The 26,983-nt window shown below is 70.3% G+C and carries 25 protein-coding genes; 11 read left to right on the forward strand and 14 right to left on the reverse strand.

The genetic code is table 11. The annotated features are described in order from the left end of the window. Positions 1–57 precede the first annotated feature (57 nt). Entirely contained in the window at positions 58–2,400 is a 2,343-nt protein-coding gene (locus tag ABJI51_RS16070; RefSeq protein WP_348951566.1) for a bifunctional salicylyl-CoA 5-hydroxylase/oxidoreductase, read from the forward strand. Continuing rightward, positions 2,397–3,557 carry an acyl-CoA dehydrogenase family protein gene (locus ABJI51_RS16075; protein WP_348951568.1) on the forward strand — a complete coding sequence of 387 codons (1,161 nt, stop codon included), beginning with the start codon at positions 2,397–2,399 and terminating at the stop codon, positions 3,555–3,557. The genes ABJI51_RS16070 and ABJI51_RS16075 overlap by 4 nt, the downstream gene beginning before the upstream one ends. Here the strand turns inward: ABJI51_RS16075 and ABJI51_RS16080 are convergent. The 10 genes from ABJI51_RS16080 to ABJI51_RS16125 form a co-directional block, all read right to left on the reverse strand. Continuing rightward, complete coding sequence (locus tag ABJI51_RS16080) at positions 3,508–4,128, reverse strand: DUF2306 domain-containing protein (protein WP_348951892.1); 621 nt, start codon at positions 4,126–4,128, stop codon at positions 3,508–3,510. The two genes, ABJI51_RS16075 and ABJI51_RS16080, sit on opposite strands and share 50 nt — an antisense overlap. 170 nt (positions 4,129–4,298) lie before the next feature. Then, the gene (locus ABJI51_RS16085) at positions 4,299–4,682 is read right to left on the reverse strand and encodes a hypothetical protein (RefSeq protein ID WP_348951570.1); all 384 of its coding nucleotides are present in this window, start codon (positions 4,680–4,682) and stop codon (positions 4,299–4,301) included. Then, a complete protein-coding gene (locus tag ABJI51_RS16090; protein WP_348951572.1) occupies positions 4,651–5,661 on the reverse strand; it encodes a phytoene desaturase family protein in 1,011 nt (336 codons plus the stop codon). The genes ABJI51_RS16085 and ABJI51_RS16090 overlap by 32 nt, the downstream gene beginning before the upstream one ends. 90 nt (positions 5,662–5,751) lie before the next feature. Continuing rightward, on the reverse strand, positions 5,752–7,155 hold the full coding sequence (locus ABJI51_RS16095; protein ID WP_348951574.1) for a GH1 family beta-glucosidase: 1,404 nt from the start codon (positions 7,153–7,155) through the stop codon (positions 5,752–5,754). A gap of 26 nt (positions 7,156–7,181) precedes the next feature. Then, the gene (locus tag ABJI51_RS16100) at positions 7,182–8,171 is read right to left on the reverse strand and encodes an ABC transporter ATP-binding protein (RefSeq protein WP_348951576.1); all 990 of its coding nucleotides are present in this window, start codon (positions 8,169–8,171) and stop codon (positions 7,182–7,184) included. Then, positions 8,168–9,151 carry an ABC transporter permease gene (locus ABJI51_RS16105; protein WP_348951578.1) on the reverse strand — a complete coding sequence of 328 codons (984 nt, stop codon included), beginning with the start codon at positions 9,149–9,151 and terminating at the stop codon, positions 8,168–8,170. Before ABJI51_RS16105 ends, ABJI51_RS16100 begins: the two co-directional genes overlap by 4 nt. Before the next feature lies 1 nt (position 9,152). After that, positions 9,153–10,133, reverse strand: coding sequence for an ABC transporter permease (locus tag ABJI51_RS16110; protein WP_348951580.1), 981 nt, complete (start codon positions 10,131–10,133; stop codon positions 9,153–9,155). Further along, positions 10,130–11,083, reverse strand: a complete 954-nt coding sequence (locus tag ABJI51_RS16115) for an ABC transporter ATP-binding protein (protein ID WP_348951582.1) — start codon at positions 11,081–11,083, stop codon at positions 10,130–10,132. Before ABJI51_RS16115 ends, ABJI51_RS16110 begins: the two co-directional genes overlap by 4 nt. 51 nt (positions 11,084–11,134) lie before the next feature. Continuing rightward, positions 11,135–12,805 (reverse strand): ABC transporter substrate-binding protein, encoded by a 1,671-nt coding sequence (locus ABJI51_RS16120; RefSeq protein ID WP_348951584.1) that lies wholly within the window; start codon positions 12,803–12,805, stop codon positions 11,135–11,137. 206 nt (positions 12,806–13,011) lie between these two features. Next, positions 13,012–14,247 carry an ROK family transcriptional regulator gene (locus tag ABJI51_RS16125; RefSeq protein ID WP_348951586.1) on the reverse strand — a complete coding sequence of 412 codons (1,236 nt, stop codon included), beginning with the start codon at positions 14,245–14,247 and terminating at the stop codon, positions 13,012–13,014. Positions 14,248–14,379: 132 nt separating this feature from the next. On the opposite strand from ABJI51_RS16125, the gene ABJI51_RS16130 reads away from it, so the two are divergent. From ABJI51_RS16130 to ABJI51_RS16140, 3 genes are all read left to right on the forward strand, one after another. Further along, positions 14,380–15,615 carry an ROK family transcriptional regulator gene (locus ABJI51_RS16130; RefSeq protein WP_348951588.1) on the forward strand — a complete coding sequence of 412 codons (1,236 nt, stop codon included), beginning with the start codon at positions 14,380–14,382 and terminating at the stop codon, positions 15,613–15,615. A gap of 276 nt (positions 15,616–15,891) precedes the next feature. Continuing rightward, positions 15,892–17,097, forward strand: a complete 1,206-nt coding sequence (locus tag ABJI51_RS16135) for an RICIN domain-containing protein (RefSeq protein WP_348951590.1) — start codon at positions 15,892–15,894, stop codon at positions 17,095–17,097. Positions 17,098–17,127: 30 nt separating this feature from the next. Continuing rightward, positions 17,128–18,975, forward strand: coding sequence for a ricin-type beta-trefoil lectin domain protein (locus tag ABJI51_RS16140; RefSeq protein WP_431605614.1), 1,848 nt, complete (start codon positions 17,128–17,130; stop codon positions 18,973–18,975). An 827-nt stretch (positions 18,976–19,802) separates the two neighbouring features. On the opposite strand, the gene ABJI51_RS16150 is transcribed toward ABJI51_RS16140, so the two are convergent. Next, complete coding sequence (locus ABJI51_RS16150; RefSeq protein ID WP_348951592.1) at positions 19,803–20,525, reverse strand: GntR family transcriptional regulator; 723 nt, start codon at positions 20,523–20,525, stop codon at positions 19,803–19,805. 116 nt (positions 20,526–20,641) lie between these two features. On the opposite strand from ABJI51_RS16150, the gene ABJI51_RS16155 reads away from it, so the two are divergent. From ABJI51_RS16155 to ABJI51_RS16175, 5 genes are read left to right on the forward strand one after another with little or no spacing between them, the layout of a single operon-like run. Continuing rightward, positions 20,642–21,886, forward strand: a complete 1,245-nt coding sequence (locus ABJI51_RS16155) for an MFS transporter (RefSeq protein ID WP_348951594.1) — start codon at positions 20,642–20,644, stop codon at positions 21,884–21,886. A gap of 10 nt (positions 21,887–21,896) precedes the next feature. Then, a complete protein-coding gene (locus ABJI51_RS16160) occupies positions 21,897–22,691 on the forward strand; it encodes a putative hydro-lyase (RefSeq protein WP_348951596.1) in 795 nt (264 codons plus the stop codon). Between the two features lies 1 nt (position 22,692). Further along, positions 22,693–23,445 (forward strand): LamB/YcsF family protein, encoded by a 753-nt coding sequence (locus ABJI51_RS16165; protein WP_348951598.1) that lies wholly within the window; start codon positions 22,693–22,695, stop codon positions 23,443–23,445. Beyond that, a complete protein-coding gene (locus ABJI51_RS16170; protein WP_348951600.1) occupies positions 23,442–24,053 on the forward strand; it encodes a 5-oxoprolinase subunit B family protein in 612 nt (203 codons plus the stop codon). The genes ABJI51_RS16165 and ABJI51_RS16170 overlap by 4 nt, the downstream gene beginning before the upstream one ends. After that, complete coding sequence (locus ABJI51_RS16175; protein WP_348951602.1) at positions 24,050–24,886, forward strand: 5-oxoprolinase subunit C family protein; 837 nt, start codon at positions 24,050–24,052, stop codon at positions 24,884–24,886. Before ABJI51_RS16170 ends, ABJI51_RS16175 begins: the two co-directional genes overlap by 4 nt. Positions 24,887–24,918: 32 nt before the next feature. Here the strand turns inward: ABJI51_RS16175 and ABJI51_RS16180 are convergent, their stop codons facing one another. Together ABJI51_RS16180 and ABJI51_RS16185 are read right to left on the reverse strand one after the other, a co-directional pair. Continuing rightward, positions 24,919–25,152: a hypothetical protein gene (locus ABJI51_RS16180; RefSeq protein WP_348951604.1), complete on the reverse strand. Its 234-nt coding sequence runs from the start codon at positions 25,150–25,152 to the stop codon at positions 24,919–24,921. After that, positions 25,145–25,501 (reverse strand): hypothetical protein, encoded by a 357-nt coding sequence (locus ABJI51_RS16185; protein WP_348951606.1) that lies wholly within the window; start codon positions 25,499–25,501, stop codon positions 25,145–25,147. The genes ABJI51_RS16180 and ABJI51_RS16185 overlap by 8 nt, the downstream gene beginning before the upstream one ends. An 84-nt stretch (positions 25,502–25,585) precedes the next feature. Here ABJI51_RS16185 and ABJI51_RS16190 point away from each other — a divergent pair, with 84 nt between their 5' ends. Next, positions 25,586–26,167 (forward strand): ArsR/SmtB family transcription factor, encoded by a 582-nt coding sequence (locus tag ABJI51_RS16190; protein ID WP_348951608.1) that lies wholly within the window; start codon positions 25,586–25,588, stop codon positions 26,165–26,167. On the opposite strand, the gene ABJI51_RS16195 is transcribed toward ABJI51_RS16190, so the two are convergent. Next, complete coding sequence (locus ABJI51_RS16195; protein ID WP_348951610.1) at positions 26,164–26,790, reverse strand: alpha-ketoglutarate-dependent dioxygenase AlkB family protein; 627 nt, start codon at positions 26,788–26,790, stop codon at positions 26,164–26,166. The genes ABJI51_RS16190 and ABJI51_RS16195 overlap by 4 nt on opposite strands. Between the last annotated feature and the right edge of the window lie 193 nt (positions 26,791–26,983).

Raw genomic sequence — 26,983 nt, forward strand, 5'->3', positions numbered from 1 at the left:
CGTACGCCATCTTTCGCGTTATTGACGGTCGTACCGTTGGCGACATACCCTGGTGGCGTGCGAATCGCGGTCATCGGTGGCGGCCCGGCGGGTCTGTACTTCGCCGCGCTCGCGAAGCAGCTCGGGCCCGGCCACGAAATCACCGTCTGGGAGCGCAACGCGCCGGACGACACCTTCGGCTTCGGCGTCGTCTTCTCCGACGAGACGCTCGGTGGCATCGAGCACGCCGACGCGGCCGTGTACGAGGCGATGAAGGCCGAATTCGCGCGCTGGGACGACATCGACGTCCACTACCGCGGCACGGTCACCACCTCGGGCGGCCACGGCTTCGCCGCGATGAGCCGCAAGCGCCTGCTCGGCATCCTCCAGTCCCGGTGCGCCCAGCTCGGCGTCGGGCTGCACTTCCGCGAAGAGGCGCCCACGGACCTGGCCGGCTACGACCTGGTCGTCGCGGCCGACGGCGTCAACTCCGCCGTCCGCGCCCGGTACGCCGAGACGTTCCGGCCGAGCGTCGAGACCCGCCGGTGCCGCTACATCTGGCTGGGCACGGACCTGGTGTTCGACGCCTTCAAGTTCCACGTTCTCGAAACACCGGCCGGGATCATGCAGATCCACGGCTACCCGTACGGCCGCGACGGCAGCACGTTCATCCTCGAAGTCCACGAGGACGTCTGGCAGCGGACGTTCGGGCCCGTCGCGGCGCAGTCGCTGAAGCCGGGCGAGAGCGACGAGAAGTCGATCGCGCTGATCCGCGAGCTGTGCGCCGGCGTCCTCGGTGACCACCAGATCCTGGCAAACAACTCGAAGTGGGTCTCCTTCGGCACGGTCCGCTGCGAAACCTGGGTGCACGGCAACGTCGTCCTCCTCGGCGACGCCGCGCACACCGCGCACTTCTCGATCGGCTCCGGCACCAAGCTGGCCATGGAGGACGCGCTCGCGCTGGCCGCGTGCCTGCACGAAAACGACGGCGTCGCCGAAGCACTCAAGGCGTACGAGCTGGAACGGCGTCCGGTCGTCACGTCGACGCAGCGTGCCGCGCAGGCCAGCCTGGAGTGGTTCGAGAACATCGCGCAGTACACCCACCAGGAGCCGCCGCAGTTCGCGTTCAACATCCTCACGCGCAGCCGCCGCGTCACCTACGACAACCTCCGCCTGCGCGACCCGGAGTTCGCGGCCGAACTGGACCACTGGTTCGCGCGCAAGCTCGGGACGACGTCGCGGCCGCCGATGTTCCAGCCGTTCCGGCTCGGCGAGCTGGAGCTGCCCAACCGGATCGTGGTGTCCCCCATGGACATGTACTCCGCCGTGGACGGCGTGCCGGGTGACTTCCACTTGGTGCACCTCGGCGGCAAGGCGCTCGGCGGCGCCGGGCTGGTGATGACCGAGATGGTCTGCGTCTCCCCCGAAGGCCGGATCACCCCCGGCTGCGCCGGACTGTACACATCGGACCAGGAAGCGGCGTGGAAGCGGATCGTCGACTTCGTGCACACACAGACGTCCGCGCGTATCGGTGTCCAATTGGGACACTCCGGGCGCAAGGGCTCGACGAAGCTGATGTGGGAGGGTATCGACGAGCCGCTCCCCGAAGGCAACTGGGAGGTCTGCGCACCTTCGGCACTGCCCTACTCCGAACGCAACCAGGTGCCACGTGAACTGTCCACTTCGGAAATGGCCGAGATCAGGGAGCAGTTCGTCGCGTGTGCCCGCGCGGCGGCGCGGGCCGGGTTCGACGTCCTGGAACTGCACTGCGCGCACGGCTATCTGCTGTCGTCGTTCCTCTCGCCGTTGACCAACCACCGCGCGGACGCCTACGGCGGTTCGCTGGAGAACCGGCTGCGGTTCCCGCTGGAGGTGTTCGACGCCGTCCGTGCCGTCTGGCCTGCCGAGCGGCCGATGACGGTCCGGATCTCGGCGACCGACTGGTGCGAGGGCGGGATCGACGCCGAAGACGCCGTCGAGATCGCCCGTGCCTTCGCCGCTCACGGCGCGGCAGGCATCGACGTTTCGACCGGCCAGGTCGTCAGCGAGGAACGGCCGCAGTACGGCCGCAGCTACCAGACGCCGTACGCCGACCGGATCCGCAACGAAATCGGCGAGGAGTACGGCATCGCGGTGATCGCCGTCGGCGCGATCTCCTCCTACGACGACGTCAACTCGCTGATCCTGGCGGGCCGCGCGGACCTGTGCGCGCTGGGCCGCACCCACCTTTACGATCCACAGTGGACGTTGCACGCGGCGGCCGAGCAGGGTTACCCGGTGGCGTGGCCCGAGCCGTTCGCCGCGGGCAGCCGCAAGTCCCAGACCGGCCGCACCGACGGGCCGGAGCCCCGGCTGGACCTCGTCCGGTCCGGGACGGCGGGGACCGCCCATGCCCGCTGGCGACCGGGAGCCGACGCATGACCTTCACCTTGGACCCGCAGCAGCGCGCCTTCGCGGCGGAGGTCCGGAAACTCGGCCGGGACCAACTGCGCCCGCTCGCCGAGTCCGGTGTGGAGGGTGCGGTGAACCGCCCGCTGCTCAAGGCGATGGGCGCGCTCGGCCTGCTGGCCCGGCTCTTCCCCGGTGTCGCGGAGGGCAAGCCGACACGCCAGGCGGCGGCCACGGACCTGTGCATCCTGCGTGAGAACCTGGCCATGGTCTCCACCGAGGCCGAGACGGCACTGGCCTTGCAGGGCCTGGGAACCTATCCCGTCCTGCAGTCCGGACAGGACGAACAGGTCGCGAAGTGGCTGCCCGCGGTGGCGGCAGGCGACGCGGTGGCGGCCTTCGCCCTCACCGAGCCGGACGCCGGTTCGGACGCGGCCGCGCTGGCGTTGTCCGCCGAACGCGACGGCGACGGCTGGCGCCTGACCGGCGAGAAGATGTGGATCTCCAACGCCCCGGAAGCCGACTTCTACACGGTGTTCGCGCGCACGACACCGGGTGCGGGATCCCGTGGGGTGAGCGCGTTCGTCGTCCCGGCGGACCGGCCGGGCCTCGGCGGCGAGCACTTGGACCTGGTCAGCCCGCACCCGATCGGCACGGTCACGTTCGACGGCGTCGAGGTTCGCCGCGAGGAGCTGCTCGGCGAGGAGAACCGCGGGTTCGCGGTCGCGATGCGGACGCTGGACCTGTTCCGCCCGAGCGTCGGCGCGTTCGCGGTCGGCATGGCCCAGGCGGCGCTGGAGGCCACTGTGGACCATACGGGTTCGCGCGAGGCGTTCGGCGGGCCGCTGATCAAGCAGCAGGCGGTGGCGCACACGCTCGCGGAGATGGCGACGCGCACGGAAGCCGCGCGGCTGCTGGTCTACGCGGCCGCGGGCGCGTACGACGCGGGCGAGGAGAATCTGGGCGGCCGGGCGGCAATGGCGAAGCTGTTCGCCACAGAGGCCGCGCAGTACGTCGTCGACGCGGCGGTCCAGCTCCACGGCGCCCGCGCCCTGCGGCGCGGGCACCTGCTGGAGCACCTCTACCGCGAGGTCCGGGCGCCGCGGATCTACGAAGGGGCGTCGGAGATCCAGCGGACGATCATCGCACGCTGGCTGGCTTCGGCTTCCGGTCGAGCCACCACTGGCTGAGCAGCAGCAGCGACAGGACGCTCAGCACGCCGGAAACCGTTGCCGCGTCGAGGATCAGCGAATCCTTGTCCGCGACCCGCGGCATGACGACGAGGAACCCGATCGGCGACAACGCCCGGGTCATCAGGGTGTTCATGGTCATCGCGAAGCTGCGGACCATCCACTTGCGATGGTCCCCGAACCGCCGTTGCCGCCCGGCCCGCCACCCGGCCACGGTGAACCCGAACCACAGCACGGCGGCCACGACGTCGATCGCGGCGACAACAGGCCCGAACGGACTGATCGCCCCGATGGTCCCGGCCATCACGGCGGACGGCAGCGCCCCCGCGAAGACGTAGACCCGCCCGATCCGGCGGTGCGCCACCGGATGCGTCCGGCGCAGCCACGGCCAGATCTGCAGGACGACCCCGACGATGGCAACGGTGCCGAAGGCAATGTGCGCTACGAGAAGCCAGTAGTGCGCCCCGAACCCGGCCGGCGCGGGCACCCGCGACCGGCCGGGATCGAGCGTGAGATAGGGCGGCACGGAGTAGGCGAGAAAGACGGCGACGACAAGCGCGAGCGGAGCCACCCACGGCCGTCGCCACCACTGCGGTCTCGCCGGAGCAGGCGCGGGTCTGATGTCGGTCCGGACGGTCATGAGCACCCCCAGTGTCGGTTGCCCTCCGACGCTAGGGCCGCCCAGCGGCGCGGGCCATGGGGCACGCCACCGGCCCGGAGTGGGGTACGCCCCACCGCCAGTCAGCTCAGCAGGCTGCGCGCGACGATGTAACCCGACGCACCGTTGACGCCGTGACCGGGCCAGGTCGCGGCGCCGAGCATCCACAGGTCCGGCACCCGCGTGCGGTGCGACGGCTGGCCCGGCAGCGGCCGGAACAGGTAGCTCTGCGCCAGGTCGTGGCTGCCGCCGAAGGGGTCGCCCGGCCCGCAGTTGCGGTTCACGCGGGCGAGGTCGTCCGGCGCCACGATGTGCCTGCCCAGCACGCTGCCCGGCAGGTTGGGCGCGTACCGGCCGGCCAAGGCGAGGACGCGGTCCGCGAAGGCCTCCTTGACTCCCGGGGTCCAGCCCTCGGCATCGATCTCGCCGGCGGCGTCACCGTGCGGTCGCGCCGGGACGTCCAGCAACTGCAACCGCGCGGTGGCCCGGCCCGCCGGCGCGCGTGAGCTGTCCACAGTGGAGGGAACGTCGATGGCGATGGTCGGTTCCGCGGGCAGGAGTCCCCGCGCCGCCTCGTTGACTGACCGCGAAAGCGCGTCGAGTCCGCCGCCGAGGTGCGGTTCCCCGGCCTCCTGCAGCCGTTCGTCGGCGAAGCGCGGCGGCTCCGACAGCGCGAGATGCAGGACGAAACAGCCGCGCCCGTACCGGTACCGCCCGGCCTCCGCGCGAATCGACGGCGGCACGGCGGACGGCTCGTCGGCGAGCAGTTCGAGGTACAGCTGGTCCGGGCATCCCGGCGAGGGTGAGCGCGATCTGGCAGAGCAGGACCCAGATCCCGCTGTTGGCCTCGTCCGGCCCGCGCCCGAGGTGCAGGGCCCACGGCGCGAGCGCGGCCTTGAGGACCGGCGAGGTGAAGGACTGGGTGAGCAGGTCCCGCGCGGTGAGGGTGAACAGCTGCGCGAAACCACGGTCGCGGAACAGTTTCCCGATGACCCGGGCGGATTCGCGGCTGCTCAGCTCGGCGCCCAGCAGGCCGAAGACGGGCTCGACGAAGGGCTCGAAGTCCTTGAGCAGCTTGGCGAAGGCCGGGCCGTCCCCGAGCCGCTCGGCCTCGGCGAGGTTTTCCGCGGGATCGCTCGACAGCACGGTGCTGCCTGCGGGCGTCGCGACCCCGGACCAGTACCGCGGCCGCCGGTATTCGAGCCCCCGCCCGGCGAGGTCCGGTGCGAGCGCGGCGTAGGCGGGCCCGGCGGTGAACAGCGGATGCGCCGAGGCGTAGACGTCGTGCTTGAACCCGGGCAGGGTCAGCTCTTCGGTCCGGACGAGCCCGCCGGGCCGGTCACGTTCCTCCAGCACGAGCACCCGCCAGCCGTCGCGCGCCAGGAAGGCCCCCGCGACGAGGGCGTTGTGCCCGCTCCCGATGATCACCGCGTCCCATGCGTCCATGACCGGTGATTCTGTGGTGACCGGAGTCCCTGCCACCAGGGACCACGGTCCCACCTCGGGCGGGAACCGGGCCGGTTCCCGCGGCGCGGCTCAGCTGCCGCGCACCCGCCGTACGGTGTCGCGGTAGAAGTAGCCGCTCTGCTTGATCGTTCGCTGCTGTGTCTCGTAGTCCACCCGGACCAGGCCGAACCTCTTGGCGTACCCGTAGGCCCACTCGAAGTTGTCCAAAAGGGACCAAGCGAAGTATCCCCGCACATCGGCCCCAGCCTGACGAGCCGCCGCGACCGCTGCGATGTGGGAAGCCAGGTAGGCCGTTCGCTCGTCGTCGCGGACGTAACCCGTCGGGTCCGGGTCGTCGTCGAAGGCCGAGCCGTTCTCCGTGATGTACATCGGGATGCCCGGGTAGTCGCGGCTCAAGCGGGTCAGCAGCTGCGTGAACTTGCCCGGGAGGATCTCCCAGCCCATGGCCGTCGTCGGCTCGCCGAACGGGATGGCCCGGGATGCCGGGATGCCGTCCGCGTCCACCGCCAGACCCTGTTCGTCCACGCCCGAGAACTGCTGGCCGAAGTAGTAGTTGACGCCCAGGAAGTCCAGTGGCGCCGCAATGACCGGCAGGTCGCCCGGCTGGACCGGGAGGTGCACGCCGCGCGAAGCCAGGTCGTCCACCACGTCCGCCGGATACCGGCCGTGGACCAGCGGGTCCAGGTAGATCCGGACGCCGAGGCCGTCCGCCTGGCGGGCCGCGCGGATGTCCTCCGGGGAGTCCGTGGCCGGGTCGGCCGTGCTCATGTTGAGCGTGATGCCGAACTGCGTGCCCGCCGGAGCCACCTCACGCATGCGCTGCACCGCCAGGCCGTGGCCGAGCAGCAAATGGTGCACCGCCGCCATGCCTGCCGCGTAGTCACGGCGGCCCGGCGCCATCACGCCGTGGACGTACCCGTGCATTGCCGAGCACCAGGGCTCGTTCAGCGTGGTCCAGTGCCGCACACGGTCGGACAGCCGGTCGAACACCAGCATCGCGTAGTCCGCGAACCGGTACGCCGTATCGCGCGCCGGCCAGCCGCCCGCGTCCTCCAGCTCCTGCGGGAGGTCCCAGTGGTACAGCGTCAGCCACGGCGTGATCCCACGGCTCAGCGTCTCGTCGACGAGCCGGTCGTAGAACCCGATGCCCGCCTCGTTGACGCCGCCGCGGCCGTGCGGCTGGACGCGGGGCCACGCAACGGAAAACCGGTACGTGTCCGCACCCAGTTCGTTCACCAGCGCGATGTCCTCGGGCATCCGGTGGTAGTGGTCGCATGCCACCTCGCCGGTGTCGCCGTTGTCGATCGCCCACGGGACCTGGCAGAACGTGTCCCAGATGGACGGTGTGCGGCCGTCCTCGGCCACCGCGCCTTCGATCTGGTACGCGGCCGTGGCGACGCCCCACCGGAAGTCCGGCGGGAGGGTGTCGATCAACGCGAGCTGGTCGGCGGTCGCGGCGGTGGTCTCGGTCAAGGCGGCTCTCCTCCAGAAGTTCCGGTTCAGGGACTGACGGGGTGCAGCCAGCACGCCACTTCGCGCGCCGGGTCACCGGGCGAACCCAGGGCGGGCACCCGGGAACCGCACGGTTCGAACGCCCGGGGACACCGCGGGTGGAACGCGCAGCCGGACGGCATCCCGCGCGTGTCCGGCGGCGAGCCCGGAATCCCGGACAGCTCGCGCCGCGGTCCGCGCAGCGCGGGGAACGAGTTCAGCAGGCCGTGACTGTACGGGTGCAGCGCGTCCCGGTAGAGGTCGGCCGCCGGTGCCTGCTCGACGATCCGGCCGCCGTACATGATCGCGATCCGGTCGGAGAACTCCCCCAGCAGCGACAGGTCGTGCGTGATGAACAGGACCGAGAACCCCAGCCGTTCGCGCAGTTCCACCAGCCTGCCGAGGATCTGCCGCTGCATCACGACGTCCAGCGCGGTGGTCGGCTCGTCCATGATGACGACCCGCGGTTCCAGCGCGAGCGCCATCGCGATCATCACGCGCTGCCGCATCCCGCCGGACAGCTGGTGCGGGTACGCCTCCAGCCGGTCGGCCGAGATCCCCACCAGCCTCAGCAGGTCACGGGCCCGCGCGAGCCGGCCCGCTTTCGTGGTCCGCGGTTCGTGTGCCTTGATGACGTCGACCAGCTGCGTGACGACCTTGTGCACCGGGTTCAGCGAGTTCATCGCGCCCTGGAACACAATGGACACTTCGGCCCAGCGGAAGTCCCGCAGCTGCCGGTCGGTCAGGCGGAGGACGTCGTACGGCTCGCCGTCCTCGGGGTGGTAGATCACCTCGCCGCCGCGGATCACGCCCGGCGGCGCAAGCAGGCGCGTCAGCCCATAGGCCAAAGTGGACTTGCCGCTGCCGCTTTCCCCGGCCAGGCCGAGGACTTCGCCGCGGTGCAGCGTCAGGTGCACGTCCCGGACCGCGCGCACGGCTTCGCCGCCGACGCCGTAGTCGACATCCAGGCCCCTGATCTCCAGGATCGCGTCCGTCATGGCTGCTCCTCCCGCCCGAGCACGGGCGTGAAGCCCACGCGCAGGCGATGTGTCCGCCCGTCGGCGCCACGCACGCGGGCTTTGCCGCTGCCGCGCAGCCGGGGGCTGACGAACTCGTCGATGCCGAAGTTGAGCAGGGACAACGCCGTGCCGAGAATCGCGATCGCCAGCCCGGCGGGCACGAACCACCACCACGCGCCCTGCGCGAGCGCCTGCTGGCTCTGTGCCCAGAACAGGATCGTGCCCCAGTTCCAGTTGGACAGTCCGGAGACGCCGACGAACGCGAGCGTGATCTCCGACATGACCGCGAAGATCACCGTGCCGACGAAGCTGGACGCGATCACCGCGGTCAGGTTCGGCAGGATCTCGAAGAAGACGATCCGCCACGTCGATTCGCCGGTCGCCCGCGCCGCTTCGACGTATTCCCGGCCGCGGAGCGAAAGGGTCTGCGCCCGGAGCACGCGGGCGCCCCACGCCCACGACGTGAACCCGATGATCACCGCCACCAGGTAGTCGCCGCCGGTCGGCACCGCGCTGCCGATGATGATGATCAGCGGCAGCGCCGGGATCACCAGGAACACATTGGACAGTGCGGACAGCCCTTCACCCGGCGTCCCGCCGAGATAGCCGGACGTCACGCCGACGAGGACGGCCAGGATCGTCGCCACCACCCCGGCGGTCAGCCCGACGAGCATGACGCTGCGCGTGCCGACCAGCACCTGGCTGAAGATGTCCTGGCCGAGGTGCGTGGTGCCGAACCAGTGCCGCGCCGACGGGCCTTCCAGCAGGTCGCTGCTGCGTGCCGACGGGTCGTACGGCGCAATCCACTCCCCGATGACCGCGATCACCAGGAAGAAGACGATGACGGCCAGGCCGGTGCCCGCCTTGCCGCCGGCGAGGAACCGGAACCGGCGCCGTCGCGCCACCGTTTCGAGCGGAAGGGCCTGGGCGGCCTTGACGTCCGCCGCGGGAACGGCCATGTCAGCCCTCCTTCCGGGTGCGCGGGTCGAGCGCGAGGTAGGCGACGTCGGCGAGCAGGTTCGCCACCAGCACCGACAGCGTGATGATGAGGAAGATGCCCTGCATCAGCGGGTAGTCCTGCGAGCCGACCGCCTGGAACAGCTGGAAGCCCACGCCCGGGTAGGAGAAGACGATCTCCACCAGCAGCGTGCCGCCGACGATGAACCCCAGCGCCAGCGCGAAGCCGGACACACTGGGCAGCAGGGCGTTGCGGGCGGCGTACCCGAGCATCACGCGGCGTTCGGGCAGGCCCTTGGCGTGCGCGACCGTGACGTAGTCCTCCGACGCGACGGTGACCATCATGTTGCGCATGCCCAGGATCCAGCTGCCCACCGAGCTGATCAGGATGGTGATGGCGGGCAGCAGGCCGTGCTGGATCGCGCTGCCGACGAACGCGCCGTCCCAGCCGGGCACCAGGCCGGAGTCGTAGCCGCCGGACGACGGGAAGAAACTCCCGGGCCCGGCCAGCAGCGCCAGCGCGATCAGGCCGAGCCAGAAGTACGGCACCGACGACAGGAACGTCGTCACCGGCAGCAGGCCGTCGACCCACGAGCCGCGCTTCCAGCCCGCGACCACGCCGAGCCCGGTGCCGAGCGCGAACCCGATGACCGTGGTCAGGCCGACCAGGATGACCGTCCACGGCAGACTGTCGCCGAGCAGGTCGGCGACCGGTGTCGGGAAGAACGTGAACGACAGCCCGAGGTCACCGCGGAAGAGCTGACCCCAGTAGTCGAAGTACTGGGAGAGCAGGCTTTCGTTCTTGTCCAGTCCGAAGAGGACGTACAGCGACTGGATCGCGTCGGCGCTGAGCATGCCCTGGTTCTTCGCGATCAGCGACTGCACCGGGTCGCCCGGGATCAGCCGCGGGATGAAGAAGTTGATGGTGACGGCGGCCCACGCCGTGAAGACGTAGAAGGCCAGCCGCTGCAGCAGATACCTCATCCGGCGGCCCCGTCGTAGAGCCAGCACGCGGCCCAGTGCCCCGGCCTGTCGCCGACGTCGAACCGCGGCGGCAGCTCGGTCCGGCACCGCTCCATGGCGACCGGGCAGCGCGGGTGGAACCGGCACCCCGGCGGCGGGTCGATCAGGCTCGGCGGCTCCCCTGCCCCCGAATCCGCCACTTTCACGTGAAAGTGGCGGTCGGGGTCGGGTGCGGAGTCGATGAGCAGCCGGGTGTACGGGTGCGCCGACTGCTGTGTGACGGTCTCGCTGTCGCCGCCTTCGACCATCCGGCCCGCGTACATCACCATCGTCTCGTCGGCGAAGTACCGCGCCGAGGCGATGTCGTGCGTGATGTACAGGATCGCCAGGTTCAGCCGTTCCTTGAGGTCCCGCAACAGGTTCAGCACGCCGAGCCGGATGGAGACGTCCAACATGGACACCGGCTCGTCGGCCAGCAGCGCCTCCGGGTCGGCGCCGAGCGCCCGCGCGATCGCCACCCGCTGGCGCTGCCCGCCGGACAGCTCGTGCGGGAACTTGCCGAGGTAGCGTTCCGGCGGGGTCAGCTGGACGCGGGACAGCAGCTCGTGCAGCGACTGCTCCAGGTCGTCGCCGTCCCGGCCGTGGATCTTCAGTGCCCGCGTCAGGTGGTAGCGCACGGTGTGCACCGGGTTCAGCGACGCGAACGGGTCCTGGAAGATCATCTGAACCCGTCGCGCGTACGCCCGGAAAGCCTTGCCGCGCTTGACGTCCACGGTCTCGCCGTGCAGCCGGATGTCCCCGCCACTGCGCGGGTGCAGGCCGGCGAGCAGCCGCGCGACGGTCGACTTGCCCGAGCCGGACTCGCCGACCAGCGCGGTGACCCGGCCCCGGCGCCCCGGCGGGGTCTCGTCGTCGGCGGCCCGGCCGCAGCGGCGGCGGCCGGGGACCGCCGCCCTCCCGCGTCGCCGCAAGGGAAAATGCTTGGTGAGCCCGGAGGCTTCCAGGACCGATTCCGTCATGGATCAGGCCGCGGGCTTGAGGTGCATGACGATGTCGAGCGCGTTCCGCAGCGTCGGCTGGGCCGGGGCGTACGGGTTGGCGTCGTCGGGCCAGCCGGTCCAGTTCTTCGTGCTGTACTCACCGCCGGAGTTCGCCGCCGACGTCGGGATCATCGGCTGCTGCTCGATCATGATCCTCTGCAGCGTCGCCATAGCGGCGGTGCGGGCAGCGTCGTCCTCGGCGTTCGCGTAGGTCTCGAGTGCCTTGGTCGCCTCGTCGTTCTTGTAGCGGCCGTAGTTGCCGTTGATGCCGCCCTGGCCGGTCGGCTTGTAGCGGTTGCCGTCCATGACGTCGCGGTACAGGTCGTACGGCGTCTGCCCGTCGTTGGTCCAGTGCATCAGGCCTTCGAAGTCCCCGGTGTCGACGGACTTCATCCACGCGTCCTGGTTCATCTTCTCGACCGTGGCGGTGATCCCGATCTGCGCCAGGTTGTCCTTGATGATCTCCAGGTCGGTGATGTAGTCCGACCAGCCCGACGGCACGGTGAGCTTGATCGTGACCGGCTTGCCGGACGGGTCGGCGAGCTTGTCACCGGTGAACTTGTAACCCGCGCCGGTCAGCAGCGCCTTGGCGCCCGGGACGTCGACCTGGACGGTCTTCCCCTTGTACTCCGGCGCGATGAAGGGGTCGCCCGCCGGCGTCGGGATGCCGGTGACCTGGTCGTTCTTCGGGTAGAAGTAGCCGGCCTCGCCCTGGTTGAAGATGTCGTCGCGGTTGATCACCTTGTTGACCGCCTGGCGCAGCTTCGGGTCGTTCCACGGCGCCTTTTCGGTGTTGAACCACAGGCCGTGGACGGCCAGCTGCGCGGGGAACCACAGCTTGTAGTGCTGCGGGTCCTTGTTCGTGTAGACGGCCTTGTAGTTCGGGATGAACACGAAGCTCCACTCGGACGCCCCGCTGACCAGCGCGTTGACCTGCGCGTTGTTGTCCGTGTAGGAGGTGTAGCGGATCTCCTTGACCTTCGGCGCCTCCTGCCAGTAGCCGCTGTCGCGCCGCGTGACGATCATCGTCTGCGGCGTGGCCGACTTGAGCGTGTACGGACCGGTGCCGATCGGGTTCTTCACGAGGTCGAGCGCCGGGTCCTTGATGCCCTGCCAGACGTGCTTGGGCACCACGAGGGTCTGCAGGATCTTGACCTGGTTGACGAACTGGGAGTTCGCGAAGCCCAGCGTCACCTGGTTGCCGGCGGCGCTGATGTCCTTGTACGGCACGGCATCGACGTTGAGCGCCTTGTTGTCGCGCAGCAGCTGGAACGTGTAGGCGACGTCCTCGGCGGTCATCGGCTGCCCGTCGGAGAACTTGACGCCGTCCCGGATGGTGAGGACGAGCTTCCGGTAGTTGTCCGTCCAGTCCCACTTCGTGGCCAGCCACGGCTTGCCCGGCTCCTGCGGCTTGACGCGGTTGAGCATGACGAGGGGCTCGTAGATCATCCAGCGGTAGCCCATGTTCGACAGGGCGGAGGTCTCCAGGAACGGGTTGTTGTTCTCCGCCTGCGGGCCGTCGGGCTTGCCGACGGTGAGCACGGCGTCCGGGTTGCCCTGTGCCGCGGTCGAGCTGCCGCCCCCGCAGGCGGCGAGGCCGCCTGCCGCCATCGCGGCCACCAGCGCTGCGACCACTGCGCGCTTCACTCGCATCGGTTCCTCCTGGTCATCGACGACTGCGTCCTGTCGACTGGTAGCGAGGCCCCGACCGCCGGCAACCGAACGACGTCCCGCAGTCAACCTGGGTGACTCGGGTCACGTCAATAACACGGACGTAACATTTCGTGCCTAAGTTTAAGTACTGAAAGAACAGGTGGTCCAGTCCTCTCCATCGGACTAACCCTTGGCACGCAAGGGTTTCAGTCGATGCGACCACCCGCGGCGAGCAGCTCGGCGACGGGCAGCGTGGCGGCGCCGAGCGCGACCGCCTCGGGCCCGAGCGCGCCGAGCACGACCTCCGTGCGCTCGGCCAGGTAGCCGAGCGCGTGCCTGCCGACGGCGTCCCGCACCGCGGGCAGGATCGCCGGTCCCATGATCGCGCCCGCCGAGCCGGAAAGCACCACCCGGTCGGGGGTGAGCAGGTTGATCAGGTTGGCGATGCCGATCCCGAGGTACTCACCGGTCTCGGCGAGAACCTCGGCGGCCGGACCACCCGGTTCGGCGGCCGCCTCCTCGACGATCCGGGCCAGCTCGCCGTCGCTTTCGTCCCCGATGACCGGTTCCCTGCCCGCCCGCTCGGCATACCGGCGGACGACCGCCTCGACGCCGACGTAGGCCTCCAGACAGCCGCGGGAACCGCAGCGGCAGGCCGCCCCGCGTGCCTCGACGACGGTGTGGCCCCACTCGCTGGTCGTGATGCCGGGATGCGTCCGCCCGGCCGTCGCGACGGCGGCCCCGACGCCGACGCCGAGCAGGGCGACGATGGCACGGTCGGCGCCCCGGCCGGCACCCCGCCACGACTCGGCCTGGCCGAGCGTGCGAGCACGGTTGTCCAGGTGCACCGGCAGTTTCCGGCCGCCGGGGAACTCGCTGCCCGGCGGGCACAGCTGCGGCAGGCACGAGTGGATCAGCTCGCCGAAAGACACCCCGCGCCAGCCGAGGGTCGGGGCGTGCACGATCCCGCCGTCGCGGACCGCGCCGGGCACGCCGATGCCGACGCCGAACACCGCGTCCGGATCGCCGCCGTCGAGCACTTCGGTGACGCCGGCGCACACCAGCCCGGCCACCTCGGCCGGGTCGAGCCGGGTGCCGACGAGCGGGTGGCGCACCGTGCCGAGGGTGCCCAGCGCGCAGTCGAAGAGGCCGGCCTCGACGTGCGTCTCGCTGACGTCGACGCCGACGACGTGCCCGAAGTCCGGCCGCACGGCCAGCAGCGTCCGCGGCCGCCCGCCGTCCGATTCGACCGATCCGGCTTCCGCGACGACGCCGTCGGCGATGAGTTCGGAGACGACGTTGGTAACGGTGGCGGCCGACAGTCCCGATTCAGCTACCAGTTCCAGTCTGCTGACCGGGCCGCGGAGGTAGAGGGAGGAGAGCAGCGCCGCGCGGTTGTGCCGCCGGAGGTCTCGGGTCGTCTGGCGCGCCACCTGGGTCACCGGGAGGATTCTGCCAGAAACCACCGGGCCGACCATCCGTTCGGGACTTAGTTCACCACTTAATACATAGCCGCAACTTACGGTGATCGGGCATGCTGTCGGTGAGCCGGTAAGAGTTCAGATGGGTTGCCCATGGCGAGCAAGCGCACCACCGTCCGTGATCTGCGGCGGCACAACCGTTCCCTGCTGCTGTCGAAACTGTACTTCGACGGCCCGCTGTCACGGCACGAACTCAGCCAGCTCACCGGATTGAGTGCGGCGACGGTCAGCAACGTGACGGCCGAGCTGGCCGAGGAACGGCTGATCACGGAAGCGGGCCAGGTCGAGTCCGACGGCGGGCGGCCGCGGGTGCTGCTGCGCGTCGACCCGGCGTACGGGCACGTCGCGGGCGTGGACATCGGCGAAACCGGCGTCAAGGTGGAGCTGTTCGACCTGGCGATGAACCGGCTGGCGACGGTCGAGCACCCGCTGCCGTCGGCCCCGGACCCGGCAACGGCGGTCGAGCAGGTGACCTCGGGGCTGCGCGAGGTGTTCGCGACTGCGGAAATCGACGAGCAGGGCGTGCTGGGCGTCGGAATCGGCGTCCCGGGCACGGTGGAGCAGGGACCGCGTGTCCTGGTGCACGCGCCGACGGTCGGCTGGGACGCGGTCCCGCTGGTGTCGCTGCTGCAGGAGGCGGGCGTCGGCCTGCCGCTGTTCGTGGACAACGGCGCAAAGACCCAGGGCCAGGCGGAGATGTGGTTCGGCGCGGGCCGCGGCGCCCGCCACGCGGTGATCGCCCTGATCGGCTCGGGCGTCGGAGCGGCGGTGGTGACGGACGGAACGACCTACCGCGGTTCGACGAGCAGCGCGGGCGAGTGGGGCCACACCACGATCGCGTACGGCGGTCAGCCGTGCCGCTGCGGTTCGCGCGGGTGCCTGGAGGCGTACGTCGGAGCGGGCGGAGTGCTGTCCCGTTACCGCCGGGCGCGGGGCAAGGACGTGCCGGGCGAGGACGAGCAGGCCCAGTTCGCAGCCCTGCTGTCGGCGGCCCCGAAGTCGAAGACGGCGGCCAAGGTCCTCGACGAAACGGCCGGTTACCTGGGCGCGGGGATCGCGAACTTGATCAATTTGTTCAACCCGGAGCGCATCGTGATCGGCGGCTGGGCGGGCCTGGCGCTGGGCGAGCAGCTCCTGCCGCGTATCCGCGAGGTGGCCGGCGAGCACGCGCTGCGGCATCCGTTCAGCCAGACGTCGATCCAGCTGGGATCGCTGGGCCTGGACGCGGTGGCCACGGGAGCGGCGACGTTGCCGGTGGCGGATCTGCTGGCCCAGGGGGCGACGTCGAGGGTGACCAAGCCGGGAGCCCCGGACTTCGACGCGGCTTGAGATTCGCTGCGGGCTGACCCGGAGCACCCCTGGCTTCATCCCTTAATTCGACTTGAAAAAAATCTACCGCCGGACTGTTGCCCGGCTTGTCTGGACCATGCATACTTTGTTGCCAGGCACAACAAAGGCTCACCCAAAACACCGCCGCCCGTGATCGCCGCGCGGGCTCCGGTGCGTACTTCGCACGGCCTCGCGCGCTTGTAGCGAGACCGATCCCTCCCCGCGTTCCGTGCTGCGCGCGGTTCGCCGGTCCCCACGGTGAGAGAGGCGACAACGATGTCCACCTCGAAAAAGATCGCGGCCTTCTTCGCCGCCTGCTCGCTCCTGCTGCTCGGCCAGCAGGTCCTCGCCCCCGTCGAAGCCGCCGCCGCGGCCACCTTCACCGACGACTTCAACGGTCCCGCCGGGGCCGCCGTCGACGGGTCGAAGTGGCAGCTCGAAACCGGCGACAACGTCAACAACCACGAACGGCAGTACTACACCTCCGGTACCAACAACGCCCAGCTCGACGGCCAGGGCCACCTCGTCATCACCGCCAAGAAGGAAAATCCCGGCAACTACAGCTGCTGGTACGGCCGCTGCGAGTACACCTCCGCGCGGCTCAACACCGCGGGCCGGTTCAGCCAGGCCTACGGGCACTTCGAAACCCGCATGAAACTCCCGCGTGGGCAAGGGATGTGGCCCGCCTTCTGGATGCTCGGCGGCGGAAACTGGCCCACTGACGGCGAAATCGACATCATGGAGAACGTCGGGTTCGAACCGAACACCGTGCACGGCACCATCCACGGCCCCGGCTACTCCGGCTCCGGCGGCATCGGCGCCGCCTACAGCGGACCCAATTTCTCCGACGACTTCCACACCTACGCCATCGACTGGGCGCCCAACCAGATCAAGTGGTACGTCGACGGCAACCTCTACCAGACGCGCACCCCGGCCGACCTCAACGGCAACCGCTGGGTCTACGACCACAACTTCTTCCTCATCCTGAACCTTGCCGTCGGCGGGTACTGGCCCGGCGATCCCAACAGCAGCACCGTTTTCCCGCAGCAGCTGGTCGTCGACTACGTGCACGTCACCGACACCTCCGGCAGCGGCGGCGGCCGGACCGGGACGATCACCGGCATCGGCGGCAAGTGCGTCGACGTCGCCGGCGCCAACACCGCCAACGGCACGCCCATCCAGATCACCGACTGCAACGGCAATGCCGCGCAGAGCTGGACCGTCGGCAGCGACGGCACGATCCGCGCCCTCGGCAAGTGCATGGACGTTTCCGGCGCGGGAACCGCGGACGGGACGCCGGTGCAGCTCTACGACTGCAACGGCACGGGCGCGCAGCAATGGGTTGTCACGGCAGCGAAAGACATCGTGAACCCGCACGCGAACAAGTGCCTCGACGCCACCGGCAACAGCTCGGCGAACGGCACCCGGCTGCAGATCTGGACCTGCACCGGCGGCGCCAACCAGAAGTGGACCGCCCCCTGACGGCACGGCACGAACCGAAGTGGACACTCCATGAGAAAGCTGCTCACCCTGGCGGGCGTGACCGCACTCGCGGCGGCCACGTTCGCCGGCCCCGCGCAGGCCGCGGGCGAAACGGTCAACATCTGGCTCACCACGACCGGCGACTCCGGCGGACGGCAGGTCACCCGCGGCCTCCAGCAACAGGCACCGGTGACGTTCGCCGCGGGCACCGGCACCGGTGACGTCACCATCAATGTCAACGAAAACACCACCTACCAGCAGTTCGAAGGCGGCGGAGCGTCCTTTACGGACACTGCCGCGTGGCTGATGAACTCCAGCGGCGCGCTGTTGCCGGCCACCCGCGACGACACCATGCGGAAACTGTTCGATCCGAACAGCGGCATCGGGCTCGGCTTCATCCGCAACCCGCTCGGCGCCTCCGACCTGGCCCGCTACAGCTACACCTTCGACGACATGCCCGCCGGCCAGACCGACCCGAACCTGACCCACTTCTCCATCGCGCACGACCAGGCCGACGTCCTCCCGCTGACCCGGCAGGCCAGGCAGCTCAACCCGCAGGCCAAGGTGATGGCGTCGCCGTGGAGCGCGCCGCCGTGGATGAAGGACAACGACAGCTACCTGCTCGGCTGGGTCGAATCGCAGTACTACCCGGCCTACGCGCAGTACTTCGTCAAGTACCTCCAGGCCTACCAGGCCGCGGGGGTGCCGATCGACTACGTCTCGATGCAGAACGAGCCGACGTGCTGTGCGAGCTACCCGTCGACCAACTGGAACGGCGCCGGGCTCGCGTACTTCGCCAAGAACAACCTCCTGCCCGCACTGCAGAGCGCCGGTCTGTCCACAAAGGTCCTCGCGCTCGACTGGAACTGGGACACCTACGCGTCCTACGGTGCGCCCACCATGGACGATGCCGCCATCCGCACCCATCCGAACTTCGGCGGTGTCGCGTGGCACGGCTACGGCGGGAACATCGCGCAACAGTCCACAGTGCACAACCAGTATCCGAACGTCAACGCCTACTCGACCGAGCATTCCGGCGGCACCTGGATCTCGAACCAGCAGGCCGAGGACATGAACAACATCGTGGACTACACCCGGAACTGGTCACGCAGCTTCGTGAAGTGGAGTCTCGCGGTCGACCAGAACATGGGCCCGCACAACGGCGGCTGCGGCACCTGTACCGGCCTGATCACCGTCCACAACGGAGACTCGCGCAGCGGGCAGGTCGACTACACCGTCGAGTACTACACGATGGGACACCTGACGAAGTTCGTGAAGCCGGGCGCGTACCGGATCGACTCGAACGACAACGCGACCGTGCGCAACGTCGCGTGGAAGAACCCGGACGGCTCGAAGGCGCTGATCGCCTACAACTCCGCCGGCGGCAACCAGAACGTGCGGGTGAACTGGGGCGGCTCGTCCTTCACCTACACCCTGCCCGGGCACACGTCGGCGACGTTCACCTGGAGCGGAAGCCAGGGCACCGGTGGCGGCAGGACCGGCCCGATCACCGGCATCGGCGGCAAGTGCATCGACGTCGCCGGGGCCGGCAGCGCCAACGGAACCGCTGTCCAGCTGTACGACTGCAACGGCACCAACGCTCAACAGTGGACACTCGGCAGCGACGGAACCCTGAAGGCACTGGGCAAGTGCCTCGACGTGACCGGCCAGTCCACAGCGGACGGCGCGCAGTTGCAGCTCTGGGACTGCGGCGGGACCGCCAACCAGAGATGGGCCGCCACGGCCGCCCGGGACATCGTCGGGTCCGGGTCGGGCAAGTGCGTCGACGCCACCGGCAACTCCAGCGCCAACGGCACCCGGCTGCAGATCTGGACCTGCACGGGCGCGGCCAACCAGAAGTGGACCGTCCCCGCCTGAGGAGCGCCGGACCCGGCGACGATCATGAACGCCACGGGCGCTCACCGGCGGCGTCGACCAGAACACGATCCGCGCGAACGGCGCGAGCTGGCGGGGGCCTACCAGAAGGTGATCAACGTCTACGGCCTCAAGGCGATCGACATCGACATCGAGGCCGACGCGTATAGCAACCCGGCGGTGCAGCAGCGGACCGTCGACGCTGAAGACCGTCCGGGCGAACAACCCGGGTATCAAGATCTACGTCACCTTCGGGACCGGCCAGTCCGGACCCGACTCGAGCCTGGTCACCTGGGCCGCACAGGCAGGGCTCACGGTCGCCGTTCGACTTCGGCGGTGCGGGCCAGAACATGGGCACGCTGACGCAGCGCGCGGCCGAAGGGCGACCACGGGACGGTGACGCTCGCCGACTTCACGACGATCCTGGGTTACGCGACCACCCACCACCTGGCCCGGTTGACGTTCTGGTCGGCCAACCGCGACCGCCCTGCCCGGGCGCCTACCCGAACGACGACACCTGTTCCGGTGTCTTCGCCCGCTACACCGGCTGAGGTCGAGGGGACTGCCGGGCCGCGGCTCTGGGGAGGCGGCGGCCCGGCAGCGAAGGTCCCGCCAAACCGCTGGGGGTCTCCGGCGACGGAACCGCTTCCGAGGTTAGCCACGCCTGGTCGCGGGACGCTCGTGCTCGGCCCGTCCGGACGCCGAACCCTGCCCTAACGCCCCAATGTGGCCTTCGGTGCGCTTGTGAACACAGCGGCGCGAAGCGCCTCCGTTGAGGGCGGTGGTGGGGGCATGGGAGGAGCACCCAAGGCCACCTTGGGGCGCTCGGCCTACTCGGCCGCGCTGGCCGCCCGCGCCGCTTCCGCGCGCTCCGCGTACGCGCCGACCAGCTGTTCCTCCGCGTCTTCGAGGTACTTCATCAGCAGCTGCTCCGCGCCCGCGCCGTCGCCTGCCTCGATGCGGTCGAGGATTTCGTGGTTGCGCGGCAGGTAGCGCTCGTGGAACCGCCGCGGCTCGGCCATGATGTGGAACACCAGCCGCAGCTCCGCGGTCAGCCTGCCGACCAGCTCGTTGACGCGCTCGCTGCCGGACAGCGCCGCCAGTTCCTGGTGGAACCAGACGTTCGCGGTGCCGAGGTCCTTCCAGTTGCCGGTGCGGGCGGCCTCGTCGCCGAGGTCGACCTTCTCCTTGATCCGCGCGAAGGTCGCCGGCTTCGCCGTCACCCCGCGGACCGCCGCGCACTCGATGATCTTGCGGACGCGGTAGATGTCGACGACGTCCTCGACGCTCGGGATGCGGACGAAGACCCCGCGGTTGAGTTCGTGGGCGAGCAGGCGCTCGTGCGTGAGCAGCCGGAACGCCTCGCGCAGCGTGTTGCGGGAGACGCCGAGCGCGTTGCCGATGTCCTGCTCCGACAGGCGGCCGCCGGGCAGGAAGAAGCCCTCCGCGATGCGCTTGCGCAGCACGCCGGCCACCCGCTCGGCCGTGCTCTTGCGGGTGACCAGGCCGCGGTCGGCTTCGAGGCCCGTGACGCCGCTGTCTTCGATGACCACGTCATGGAGGGTACCCGCCACTCAGGGGACGATCCAATTGCCGTCTTGTGGAATTGTTCAACAATCCCTACCGTGTGAGGCACGCCACGATGAGAGACACTGGCCAGGAGGTGCCCATGACCGCGACCACTGCCACGGAGGCCCGGCCGTTCGACTGGTTCCGCACGCTCGGAAAACGCGGACGCCGCGCCTTCCTGGGCGCGTTCGGCGGCTACGGCCTGGACTCGTTCGACTACCAGACCCTGCCGCTCGGCCTGGCCGCGATCACCGCGTACTTCGGCATTTCCAGCGGCGAAGCCGGGCTGCTCGGCACGACGACGCTGGTCGTGTCGGCCGTCGGCGGCGTCGGGGCGGGCATGCTCGCCGACCGGATCGGCCGCGTCCGGACACTGCAGCTCACCATCGCGATGTACACGATCTTCACCGTGCTCTGCGGGTTCGCGCCGAACTTCGAGACGCTGCTGGTCTTCCGCGCCCTGCAGGGCCTCGGCTTCGGCGGCGAGTGGGCGGCAGGCGCCGCGCTGGTCGCCGAGTACTCCCAGGCCAAGTATCGCGGCCGGACCGTGGCGTTCGTGCAGAGCGCGTGGGCGGTCGGCTGGGGCCTGTCGGTGATCGTCTACACCGTCGTGTTCAGCGTGGCGAGCGACGACGTCGCCTGGCGGATCATGTTCTGGACCGGCGTCATCCCGGCGCTGCTCGTGCTGTGGGTCCGCAAGAGCGTCCAGGACGCACCCCGCGCCGAGGAACGGCTGAAGACCGAGCGGCCGAAGGGCACCCTGGTCCGGATCTTCAAGGCCGACCTCCTGCGCACGACGTTCTTCGCCGCGCTGCTGTCCACCGGTGTCCAAGGCGGGTACTACGCGATCAACCAGTGGTTGCCCTCCTACCTGAAGAAGACCCGCGATCTGACGGTGATCGGCACGGGTGGCTACATGGTCTTCCTCATCACCGGGGCGTTCGTCGGGTACGTCTGCGGCGGCTACCTCACCGACCTGCTGGGCCGCAAGAAGACCTTCCTGACCTTCGCCGTGCTGTCGGCCGTCCTGATCGTCGCCTACACCCAGATTCCCAAGGGCGCCAACGGACTCGTCCTCGTGCTCGGCTTCCCGCTCGGCTTCGCGATGTCGGCGATCTTCAGCGGCTTCGGCGCGTTCCTCGCCGAGCTGTACCCGACGGCGCTGCGCGGTACCGGGCAGGGCTTCACCTACAACTTCGGCCGCGCGGTCGGCGCCGTCTTCCCGACGATCGTGGGCTTCCTCGGCGCGGGCGGCGCGATCGTCTTCGGCGCCGTCGGCTACGGCATCGCGGTGCTCGCGCTGCTCGGCCTTCCCGAAACCCGCGGCATCGAACTCGTCGACTGAGGGGGTTTCCATGACGACCTTCGACCAGCCAGCCACGCTCACCCCGGCGCAGGCCCGCGCGGCGTTCCGCGCCGGGACCGCCCACCCCACCACCGGCTGGGCGAGCGGCTTCACCCAGACCAACCTGATCGCCGTGCCCGAGGACTGGGCCTACGACGTCCTGCTGTTCTGCACCCGCAACCCGCAGCCGTGCCCGCTGCTCGACGTCACCGACCCCGGTGACCCGGCCACCCGCCTGGCCGAGGGCGCGGACCTGCGGACCGACCTGCCGCGGTACCGCATCTGGCAGAACGGTGTCCTCGCCGGCGAAGTCACCGACGCGACCGGCCTGTGGCGCAGCGACATGGTCGCGTTCTCCCTCGGCTGCAGCTTCACGTTCGAGACGGCGCTGGCCGCCGAAGGCATCCCGCTGCGGCACGTCGACCAGGGCCGCAACGTCGCGATGTACGTGACGAACCGCCAGTGCGAGCCGGCCGGGCGGCTGTTCGGCCCGATGGTCGTGTCGATGCGGCAGATCCCGGAGGACCGGGTCGACGACGCCATCCGGATCACCCGCGCGATGCCTGCCGTGCACGGCGCGCCGGTGCACATCGGCGATCCGCGGGCGCTGGGCATCGAAGACCTGGCCCGGCCGGACTTCGGCGATCCGGTGGACGCGGAACCCGGTGACGTCCCGGTGTTCTGGGCCTGCGGGGTCACGCCGCAGGCGGCGCTGACGGCGTCCCGGCCTCCCTTTGCGATCACCCACGCGCCGGGGTACATGTTCATCACCGATCGGCACGACAGCGAATACCGGGTGGGCTGAAATGGATCTGAACAGCGACCTCGGCGAGGGCTTCGGCGCCTGGAAGATGGGCGACGACGAAGCCATGCTCGACATCGTGACCAGCGCGAACGTCGCGTGCGGCTTCCACGCGGGCGACCCGTCGGTGATGCGGCGGGTGTGCGAGCTGGCGGCCGAACGCGGTGTCGCGATCGGCGCGCACGTCGGCTACCGCGATCTGGCCGGGTTCGGCAGGCGCGCGCTCGACATCGCGCCGGAGGACCTGGCGAACGAAGTGCTCTACCAGATCGGCGCGCTCGACGCGTTCGCCCGCGCGGCGGGCAGCCGGGTGACGTACGTGAAGCCGCACGGCGCGTTGTACAACACCGCGGCGGGGAACGCCGAGCAGGCCGCGGCGATCGTCGACGGCCTGCGCCGGTACGACCCGGCGCTGGCGCTGCTCTGCCTGCCGGACTCGGAAATGCAGCGGCAGGCGGAAAAAGCGGGCGTGGTGGCGTACGCGGAGGCGTTCGCCGACCGCGCCTACACCGCGGAAGGCAGGCTCGTGTCGCGCAAGCAGCCGGGTGCGGTGCTGCACGACGCCGCGGCGGTGGCCGAACGGGCGGTCGCGATGGCGACCGGCGGCGGAGTCCTGACCGCCGACGGGGGGAAGCTCGACTTGCGCCCGGATTCCCTGTGCGTGCACGGGGACACGCCGGGCGCGGTGGAGCTGGCGCGGCGGATCCGGGCCGGGCTGGCCGAGGCGGGCGTCCCGCTCGGTGCGTTCACCGGATGACCGTCCGGTTGCTGCCGTGCGGGCGGCGCGCGCTGCTGGCGGAACTCGACGACGTCCTGGGTTTCCAGGCGGCGCTGGAGCAGGCGCCGCCGGACGGGGTCGTGGAGCTGGTCCCGGCGGCCAGGACGCTCTTGGTGCGCTTCGACCCGGCGGTGACCGACGCCGGACGCCTCGGTGCCGCGCTGCGCCGGGTGTCCCCTGTGGACAGTCGCGCGGCGGACGCGGGCGAGGTGGTGATCCCGGTCGTCTACGACGGCGAAGACCTCGCCGACGTCGCGGCCGAAACGGGGTTGAGCGTGGCTTCGCTGGTCGACCGGCACACCGCGGGCTCGTACGTCTCGGCGTTCTGCGGGTTCGCCCCGGGATTCGCGTACCTGACGGGGTCGGACCCGGCGTTGCACGTGGCCCGCCGGTCGTCGCCGCGCACGCGCATCCCGCCCGGTTCGGTGGCCGTCGCCGGCGAGTACAGCGCGGTCTACCCGAGCGCGTCCCCGGGCGGCTGGCGGCTGCTGGGCCGCACGGACGTGCGGGTGTGGGACGTCGAGCGCGATCCGCCGAACCTGCTGCCGCCGGGCACGCGCGTCCGGTTTCGGGCGGTGACGGCGTGAAGCTCGAAGTCGTGCGGCCGGGATTCATGACGACGGTGCAGGACCTCGGCCGGCCCGGACACGCGGCGCTCGGCGTCGGCCGTTCCGGCGCGGCCGACCGCGGTTCGTTCCTCCTGGCCAACCGGCTCGTCGGGAACGATCCCGGCGCCGCGGCCCTGGAGGTGACGCTCGGCGGGCTGGTGCTGCGGGCGTCGGCGGTCACCACGGTGGCCGTCACCGGGGCGGTGTGCCCGGTGTCGCCCGGCGGCATGAACGCGCCGATCACGCTGTGGCCGGGCGACGAACTGGTGCTGGGCACGGCGTCGGCGGGCCTGCGCTGTTACGTCGCGGTACGCGGCGGGATCGACGTGCCGCCGGTCCTCGGCTCGCGGTCCACGGACACGCTGGGCAAGCTCGGCCCGCCGCCGCTCGCCGCCGGAATGCTGCTGCCGGTGGGGCCACGGCCGCGCGGCTTCCCCGTCGTGGACCTCGCGCCCCGTGCGGCGTTGCCCGCGGACCCGGTGTTGCGGGTGACGCCGGGACCGCGTCGCGACTGGTTCGCCGCGCCGGACGAGCTACTGTCCACTGTGTACACGGTCTCCCCGGACTCCGACCGCGTCGGCATCCGCTTCACCGGCCCCGCCCTCGCCCGGGCCCGGCACGACGAGCTGCCGTCGGAGGCGTGCGTGCCGGGCTCGGTCCAGGTGCCGCCGTCGGGACGGCCGATCCTGTTCCACGCCGACCACCCGACAACCGGCGGCTACCCGGTGATCGCGGTCGTCGAGGAGGAGGACCTCGACCTCGCCGCCCAGCTGCGGCCCGGACAGACCGTACGGTTCCGTCCCGCCTCGTGAGTGGTAATTCGGGTTAGAACCCGAATTACCACTCACGACGAGCTGCGGAAGACCAGCCAGGCGACGTTCGACACCGCGATCGCGAGCCACGCCGCCCAGGCCACGCCGGGCGCGAGCCAGGTGGTGACGACCCCCAGTGCCACCGTCACCACCAGTGGCCAGGCGCGCCGCGCCCGGCGGGGCGGGCGGTCGGCCAGGTACGCGTGCAGTGCCTCCGCGACCTGGTCGTCGATCTCGTCGCGCAGCCGCGCGTCCAGCTCAGACATGGGCGGGCACCGACGGCCGCGGCATCGCCACGGACAGGCAGGCCAGCGCCAGCGGCACCTCCAGACCGGCCATGAGCAGCGAAAACACGACGTCGTCGCCCGCCGTCACGACGTCGAACCACGCGTCGGCCAGCAGCAGCGTCGCCGCCGCGATCGCCGCGAACGGCGTCCGCGGGTCGCCCCGGCCGAGCAGCCACGCCGTGGCCAGCAGGCCGGCCGCCTCGGCCGTGTCGAATCCCGTCCAGGCCAGTCGCCAGTGCTGCGCCTGCACGACGTCCGGCAGTGTCAGCCCCAGCACCGCGATCCACGGCAGCAGGCACAGCCCCGCCGCCCAGAACAGCTTCTTCATCGCAACCCCCGAAGTCTCTCTCGGGAACCACGGTAGCCGATTGCAGAGATTTTTTGCAAACAGTCTCTGTAGTACGCTCCCGGCATGGTCCAACGTCCGGAAAAGCGCGTCCTCACCGGCGCGGATCTCAAGGCCTTCTACAAGGCACTGGCCAACCCTGTCCGCCGCGACATCCTCAGCTACCTGGGCAAACACGGCGAAGCGAACTCGACGAGCGTCGCGAAGGCCCTCGGCGAGAGCACCGGGACGACCAGCTACCACCTCCGCAAGCTCGCCGACCTGAACCTGATCGCCGAGATCGAGGAGCGCTCCACCGGCCGCGAACGCTGGTGGAAGTCGCTGACGAAGGACATCTACACCCCACCGGGCCTGGAGATGACGCCGGACGAGCGCGAGGCCGCCCTCAAGCTGGGCGCGCTCAAGCTGAGCCACGACCTGGGCCTGGTGACGCGCGCGTACGCGGGCTACGACAGCTCCGAAGGCTGGAACCAGATCTACCGCGCCGGGCTGTACCTGACGAAGGAGCAGATCACCTCGTTCGTCGAGGAGTACCAGAACCTGGTCTGGAAGTACGTCACCGAGCCGGGGCAGCACCCCGAAGGCTCGCGCGCGCTGGCCGTCCGGCTCATCGTGGTGCCGGAGGAGGACGAGTCCACAGAGGACTAGAAGCCGGACACCCGCAGCGTGATGTTCAGCCGCCCGGTCAGGCCCAGCGCCGGGTCCGCCGTGCCCGGCAGGGTCTTCGGCACGCCGTGGTAGGCCAGCCGGGACGGGCCGCCGAACACGAACAGGTCACCCGACTGCAGTTCGACGTCGGTGTACGGGCGGCCGCGGGTTTCGGTGTTGCCGAAGCGGAACACGCACGCGTCGCCGAGGCTCAGCGACACCACCGGGTCCGGGCTGCGCTCGTCCTTGTCCTGGTGCAGCCCCATTTTCGCGGTGGCGTCGTAGAAGTTGACCAGCGCGATGTCGGGCGCGTAGTCCTCCGACGGCTCGCCGTACGCGTCCGCCAGCGCGCGGCGGCCGAGGTCGCCGAGCCAGTCCGGGAACGGCAGCACCGGGGTTCCTTCCCCGGTCGTGCGCGAGTAGCCGTACGGGTACCAGTGCCAGCCGAGGCAGACCGACTTCACCGACATGACGCCGCCGTTCGGCAGCCGGGTGTGGCGGTAGCCGGACCAGCCGCGGCAGGCGGCGACGAGTTCGCGCTGTTCGGCGAAGCCGAGCCAGCCCGGCACGTGCACCGCGCCGGGGGCGATCTCGGCGCGCGGCCGCGGCAGGAGGGCGTCCATCACCCCGATTGTGCCGGAGACTCCCGGCGGACACGCTGGGTGAGCGTCGCGGGCACGACCCGGTGACCGCGGAACGTGACACCCGCAGCGGCGTACTTCCGCAGGAGCCGTCCCCATGGACCAGCGGGACACTCCTGCGGCTGACTGTGCGTCACCATGGCTCCGACGTTCCCACACCCGGATGTCGCAGGCC

It is taken from the genome of Amycolatopsis melonis, from assembly GCF_040064235.1.
Taxonomy (GTDB): domain Bacteria; phylum Actinomycetota; class Actinomycetes; order Mycobacteriales; family Pseudonocardiaceae; genus Amycolatopsis; species Amycolatopsis melonis.

Coding starts and splice junctions, on each gene's coding strand:
- ABJI51_RS16075 (WP_348951568.1), top strand. CDS start 2,397: ATGACCTTCACCTTGGACCCGCAGCAGCGCGCCTTCGCGGCGGAGGTC.
- ABJI51_RS16090 (WP_348951572.1), bottom strand. CDS start 5,661: ATGGACGCATGGGACGCGGTGATCATCGGGAGCGGGCACAACGCCCTC.
- ABJI51_RS16100 (WP_348951576.1), bottom strand. CDS start 8,171: ATGACGGACGCGATCCTGGAGATCAGGGGCCTGGATGTCGACTACGGC.
- ABJI51_RS16105 (WP_348951578.1), bottom strand. CDS start 9,151: ATGGCCGTTCCCGCGGCGGACGTCAAGGCCGCCCAGGCCCTTCCGCTC.
- ABJI51_RS16110 (WP_348951580.1), bottom strand. CDS start 10,133: ATGAGGTATCTGCTGCAGCGGCTGGCCTTCTACGTCTTCACGGCGTGG.
- ABJI51_RS16120 (WP_348951584.1), bottom strand. CDS start 12,805: ATGCGAGTGAAGCGCGCAGTGGTCGCAGCGCTGGTGGCCGCGATGGCG.
- ABJI51_RS16130 (WP_348951588.1), top strand. CDS start 14,380: ATGGCGAGCAAGCGCACCACCGTCCGTGATCTGCGGCGGCACAACCGT.
- ABJI51_RS16135 (WP_348951590.1), top strand. CDS start 15,892: ATGTCCACCTCGAAAAAGATCGCGGCCTTCTTCGCCGCCTGCTCGCTC.
- ABJI51_RS16140 (WP_431605614.1), top strand. CDS start 17,128: ATGAGAAAGCTGCTCACCCTGGCGGGCGTGACCGCACTCGCGGCGGCC.
- ABJI51_RS16155 (WP_348951594.1), top strand. CDS start 20,642: ATGACCGCGACCACTGCCACGGAGGCCCGGCCGTTCGACTGGTTCCGC.
- ABJI51_RS16160 (WP_348951596.1), top strand. CDS start 21,897: ATGACGACCTTCGACCAGCCAGCCACGCTCACCCCGGCGCAGGCCCGC.
- ABJI51_RS16165 (WP_348951598.1), top strand. CDS start 22,693: ATGGATCTGAACAGCGACCTCGGCGAGGGCTTCGGCGCCTGGAAGATG.
- ABJI51_RS16170 (WP_348951600.1), top strand. CDS start 23,442: ATGACCGTCCGGTTGCTGCCGTGCGGGCGGCGCGCGCTGCTGGCGGAA.
- ABJI51_RS16180 (WP_348951604.1), bottom strand. CDS start 25,152: ATGTCTGAGCTGGACGCGCGGCTGCGCGACGAGATCGACGACCAGGTC.
- ABJI51_RS16185 (WP_348951606.1), bottom strand. CDS start 25,501: ATGAAGAAGCTGTTCTGGGCGGCGGGGCTGTGCCTGCTGCCGTGGATC.
- ABJI51_RS16190 (WP_348951608.1), top strand. CDS start 25,586: ATGGTCCAACGTCCGGAAAAGCGCGTCCTCACCGGCGCGGATCTCAAG.
- ABJI51_RS16195 (WP_348951610.1), bottom strand. CDS start 26,790: ATGGACGCCCTCCTGCCGCGGCCGCGCGCCGAGATCGCCCCCGGCGCG.